Origin of the sequence: Cyanothece sp. BG0011, assembly GCF_003013815.1 — a bacterium.
GTDB lineage: Bacteria > Cyanobacteriota > Cyanobacteriia > Cyanobacteriales > Microcystaceae > Crocosphaera.
Genome location: NZ_PRLH01000041.1, coordinates 1 through 3,428, shown reverse-complemented (window position 1 = coordinate 3,428; position 3,428 = coordinate 1). Strand labels below are relative to the sequence as shown.

Below are 3,428 nucleotides of genomic sequence, written 5' to 3'. Positions count from 1 at the left end.
GTTTGAGAAACCACAGAAAGGATGTTTCTTACTATGTGGTCTCTTGGGATTAATAACGCTCCTCATCCTTGAAAAACTCAGTGAAATTGGAAGTGCAGACCTTTATTTGTGGCTAACTAACCTACCTTTGTTTCCAGGATTATCCAAAGCAATTGAGTCAGAATTGTTGAGTACATTATGGGTATGGGACAAAAGTGAATCCACACTCATTTTAAGCCATTTCTTATTATCTTCTGGTCTCTACGCCGGAATATCCTTGTATAGTTTGATTTTCAGTGGACTCATTAAAAAGTTATCCTAACTGAGAGTTTCTTAAAAGGTGATTGGCCTCTTTTTTTTGTTATGCTAGCGCAAGAGTTAGCGATCCTATCAAGAAACCGGTGAAAATATGTGCGAAAATAGAGTCACCCTTAATATTTCCGAACGAGAGTTAGCAACTATCCTGGCTTCTTTAGAATTATTTAGAAAGGAAAGAGCAAAGGAAGACTTTAGACCGTTTTCAGAGCAATTCGAGGAAACGGAGCCTTTGACCGTCGAAGAAGTTGATAAGCTTCGAGAAGACCTGGAAAATTAGAGAATTGAAGCTAGGTGTCATCCTAGCTTTTTTTCAGGCTAGCGCCAGTTAAAGCGACCTTTAATTGCTTAAAAAAACATGAGTAATCAAGTAAAAGCCTGGAAATTATATCTTAAGGGAAACAAGCTCGCAGAAGAACAGAAGATCGAAGACGCGATCGCAGTCTATAAAGAGTCAATTGACCTCTATCCCCACCATGAAGAAGTTTACAACAATTTAGGCGTTCTTTACCATGACTTAGGCAAACATGAAGATGCAACCGCGTTTTTTGAGCAAGGAATTGCGATCGCCATGAAAAATACCAAGGCTCCCAGTTCTCAGTTTAATCCCAGAGAAGTAGCCACGATATTAGCGGCTTTACGATTATTTCAAAGAACTCCAAGTGTAAAGAAGCAACTATTAGAATATTTCGAGGAAACCGAACCTTTAACTGCATCTGAGATAGATGAGTTATGTGAACGACTCAACTGTTCATGGTCAAGCACAGACCCCGCATCTAAAACACTAGATATTAGTGAAAGGCTAACAGCACTTGGGGAAATTGAGGTTGTAATGGCTGAGAGTTACAGAATAAGGACATTGACTCGAATTTGGGCTACTTTTCCTGAAATTACTGCAGTCGAATTTGCCGAGATTGAAGAAGGTGCTGAGGTGACGCCAGGGACGATTGCTTTGACCGATATCAAGTTTATAAGTGAAGATTCTGCTACAGAGATTATCAAACGAAATAATCTTGAGTTAGTCGCCGATCAATATCGCATAGAAGGGGATTCACTAAAATTCTGGCAATATCTCCTTTTATCAACACCGCCGACAGAAGGATTGGTCGGTAGGCATCACCGTCCTGAAGAGCTATCTGATCTTATCGATACCATCGAGCAGATTTCCGAGTTAGGGAAACGCTTGGCGATCAACTAGCGTCATTAAACTTAGAGAGATTCAATTGCTTAATATCGTTTAATGCCGCCCATTGTGTTTTGCGATCTGCTTCCAGTGGCTAGCGCCCATCTGAAAGGGAAATATCAGAGCAAAAAATCAAATGGAGCAGTTTATCATCATCTTATTAGCCATAGCCGTAGTAGTGACATCTATGGCTCTGTTCAAAGGCTATTACATTAGAAATTATGGTGACGAGCCATCATTTGAGCAGATTTGCTACGTTGGTCTTTTAACTATAGGTGGACTTAGTTTACCAATGGTGGTAATGACGATTATTACAACGCTGTTATCGGCGTTCTAAGAGGGAAAAAGACTAGGAGGAGATGAGTAATAGTCATCCTCTTTTTTTTGTAAGCGATTGTCACAAAAGATCACCCAGTGTCGCTTAAAATAATATGGAATAAAGCGAGGTCGATTCATTAATGCAAACCACAGGTTATTTTCTAGTCAACGGACAAAAAATAAAGGTGTTAGCCCGTGTACCCTTGAAGCCAAGGAAGGACGGAGCTTTTTGCCGATCATTTAAGCTAAGGCACTCAGGCCGAGATGGAGAATGCTTTGAGGATGAGTCCACTTTTTTAGAGTCAGAACCTGCCGTATTACAAAGTCTCATGGAAGGGGAAGTTATCAGGCTATGAATAGTAACGAAGTTAAAGAAAACTTTAAAAGTATTTACGATAAATATTTACACACAATATGTATTTAAGGTAAAATGAAGTTTGAGTGGGACGAAAAAAAAGCGCAGTCGAACTTAGAGAAACATAATATATCCTTTGAGTTAGCAAAAGAACTTTTCAAGGAACCGACTGTATTGAGCTTCCAAGATGATCGCTTTGAATATGGGGAAATAAGAGAAGTAGCTATAGGAGAGTTATATGGAGTCTGTCTCTATGTCGTGTTTACCGTTAGAGAAGATATCATCCGAATAATTTCAGCTAGAAAAGCTAGTGTAAAAGAAAGGAAAGCCTATTATGAGTATTTCAAGAGAACAGCAAATCGAAATTCTGAAGAAAATGAGGGACGAGGAAATTGATTTCTCTGATGCTCCAGAAGCAACAGATGAGCAGTTGGCTCGTCTGGAGGCATTTGTGCCACCTAAGAAAAAAACAATAACCATTAAATTGGACGAAGATATAATAGATTGGTTCAAAGATGAGCAGCCACAGGGAGGATATCAAACCTTCATCAATGCTGTTCTCAGAGATTATGTACGGCGCAAAGTCGAAGAAAGACAAATAGAGTAATACCAAGGTCAAAGTCGGGATCGCACAGAGTCTAGAAGGGCGTTAAAAAATATGCCTAGCGGACTATTGAGTGGTTTATAGTAATAGAGAACTTATGAAAATGACCCCAAAACAGCTAGAACTAATCCAACAAAGCCAAAGAGCCGTATCCAACGTGGAGACAGATCCAGAAGCCCCTCAATCAGAAGAAAAATGTTGGAATATCCCCGTTACTTGGACTTGTTGGGGAATGTACAAAGTCCCAAAATCTCAATGTTCCACCATCGATGATGCGATCGCCTTTGTCGAAAAAGAACCCTTGCCAGATCAAGGAGAGTACGTGGATGATTCGATGCGAATCGATATGGAGGGATTATCAATCCATAACTCATCCGAAGAAGAAATCTAGGAAAAATCCGCAGCAGTGTCTGTAACTTATAAGCAAAAATAGCTGTTGCTGCGGATACCTCTAATTTAACAATAACCAGGGTTTCAGACATTTGGTAAGACCACTTTGCTAACGCATATTGGTAGGAACTAAACCTATCAACAAAGATGCTAATTTACTTCATCGAGTTAGAGAATAACGGTAAATACCAAGAAGTCCCACTGAACGATTTCATGATGGGGATTTTGAGAGAACGTTATAGCGGTGATCTCGACTCTGGAGTTAGTCTAAACTCCAGCCCAAA

General features: G+C 39.8%; 6 protein-coding genes. All 6 read left to right on the top strand.

Going from position 1 to position 3,428, the window contains the following annotated elements; genetic code table 11:
• Positions 1-301: hypothetical protein (locus C4E06_RS28625; protein ID WP_232826166.1), on the top strand; the 301-nt coding region annotated here is incomplete at its 5' end.
• An 87-nt stretch (positions 302-388) separates the two neighbouring features.
• Positions 389-574: a hypothetical protein gene (locus C4E06_RS05425; protein ID WP_107667137.1), complete on the top strand. Its 186-nt coding sequence runs from the start codon at positions 389-391 to the stop codon at positions 572-574.
• Between the two features lie 78 nt (positions 575-652).
• The gene (locus tag C4E06_RS05420; protein ID WP_107667136.1) at positions 653-1,492 is read left to right on the top strand and encodes a tetratricopeptide repeat protein; all 840 of its coding nucleotides are present in this window, start codon (positions 653-655) and stop codon (positions 1,490-1,492) included.
• 733 nt (positions 1,493-2,225) lie between these two features.
• Complete coding sequence (locus C4E06_RS05405) at positions 2,226-2,546, top strand: BrnT family toxin (RefSeq protein ID WP_107667134.1); 321 nt, start codon at positions 2,226-2,228, stop codon at positions 2,544-2,546.
• Positions 2,485-2,757 (top strand): BrnA antitoxin family protein, encoded by a 273-nt coding sequence (locus C4E06_RS05400; RefSeq protein ID WP_009546292.1) that lies wholly within the window; start codon positions 2,485-2,487, stop codon positions 2,755-2,757. The genes C4E06_RS05405 and C4E06_RS05400 overlap by 62 nt, the downstream gene beginning before the upstream one ends.
• 94 nt (positions 2,758-2,851) lie before the next feature.
• Positions 2,852-3,145, top strand: coding sequence for a hypothetical protein (locus C4E06_RS05395; protein WP_107667133.1), 294 nt, complete (start codon positions 2,852-2,854; stop codon positions 3,143-3,145).
• Positions 3,146-3,428 lie beyond the last annotated feature (283 nt).